Source organism: Candidatus Laterigemmans baculatus, assembly GCF_010367455.1.
Taxonomy (GTDB): domain Bacteria; phylum Planctomycetota; class Planctomycetia; order Pirellulales; family Pirellulaceae; genus Laterigemmans; species Laterigemmans baculatus.
Window position 1 is genome coordinate 1 of sequence record NZ_WRPR01000128.1, and the last position, 1,328, is coordinate 1,328.

The following is a 1,328-nucleotide window of genomic DNA, read 5'->3' on the forward strand; positions in this document are numbered from 1 at the left end:
GGTTGCCGGGGGCCGGGGGGGAGAGGGGGACGGTGGCCGGGGGCCGGTTGCCGGGGGCCGGGAGGAGGAGGTTAGAGGCGAGTGGCGAGCGGCGAGAAGCGAGGAAGGGGAGCTGCCCGTTCGTGCTATCAATTACCTCCGGCCTGCCGCCTCCGGCCTCCCGCCTGCCGAGACACCCTCACCCCAGCCCTCTCCCGCAAGCGGGCGAGGGGGCCAGACGCCTGCTGCCTCCGGCCTCCCGCCTGCTGAGGAGTTTTTTACGGAGGAGTTGGCTGGGTGGCGGCGGGTGGGGTTCAACGTCCAGCAGCGTGCGAAGGACGATCCGTTCGGCGGGATGGTCAGCCTCCGTTGGCAGTACATGAAGGGGAGCCGCACAGCGGTGCTCAGCCTCGATGGGCCCTACCGCGAGTGGCACAACCTAGCAATCTGCTACTCCGCGATCGGCTGGGACCTCGTCGGGGCAAGCGACGTGCAGGTGGGTGCGGGGCCGGTTGGTGAGCCGATCGTGGGGCGCGAATTGCGGCTCGACCGACCGCCGCTCGACCGAGCTCAGGTCCTGTTCGCCTGCTTTGATGCTCAAGGCCGCTGCGTTCCGCCATCGGCTCATAGCCGAGGGTTGTGGGCGAACTTCACGGGGAGACTGAAGGCCGCGACGCAAGACGAGCCGCAAGTCGAGGGAGAAGTAATGCAAGTGCAAGTGCTAGAAGAAAACCTCGGAGAGCGATCCGAGGAAGCGGAGGAAGAGATAAGGGAGTTATTTGAAGCAGCGGCTCGCGCGGTGGGAGGCAACCATGAATGAGGCTTGAACAGGAGGTAAGGGAGTGAACAGAGGATCCCGATATGCGTTAAGTCTGCCTCCTCATGGGATCAAGCCACATTCGCTCCGGGAAGGATCAGTCTTGACACTCCGTCGGTTAGCTTGAGGACATTGAAGTTGATGATCAATCCCAGCGGGATATCAAGCAGTTTCATGTAGCTGAGCAATTGTGCCTTATGGATAGGCAGTACTTGTTCGACGGCTTTGCCTTCTACAAGCAAACAGTGATCGATGAGTAAATCAAAGCGGAGTGGCACCTTTCGTTGAAATTGTTTGTACTGAATCACGACGCTCTCTTGGTCTTGGACTCCGTAGCCTCGTAGTTGGAGTTCCATCATTAAGCACCATTCGTAAATTGATTCGAGCAGACCGGGGCCTTTATCCCTGTGTACTTCAATCGCCGCACCAATCACGTCATGTGATTTGTTTCAGCGGGAAGTGAGACTTTCTGGGTCAGTTACAAGAGACAGATTCGGGGGCTGAAAAGGGTAAGGTTCGTTGACGGATTCCG

Annotated in this window: 2 protein-coding genes; one reads left to right on the forward strand and one right to left on the reverse strand. The window is 59.5% G+C overall.

All coding sequences use genetic code 11. From position 1 onward, the window contains the following. Positions 1 to 799, forward strand: a 799-nt coding sequence (xrtU, locus tag GNK13_RS21565) for an exosortase U (protein ID WP_203545386.1), incomplete at its 5' end; no start/stop codon positions are given. 68 nt (positions 800 to 867) lie between these two features. Here xrtU and GNK13_RS19570 read toward each other — a convergent pair. Then, positions 868 to 1,230 carry a GxxExxY protein gene (locus GNK13_RS19570; RefSeq protein WP_164104252.1) on the reverse strand — a complete coding sequence of 121 codons (363 nt, stop codon included), beginning with the start codon at positions 1,228 to 1,230 and terminating at the stop codon, positions 868 to 870. Positions 1,231 to 1,328 lie beyond the last annotated feature (98 nt).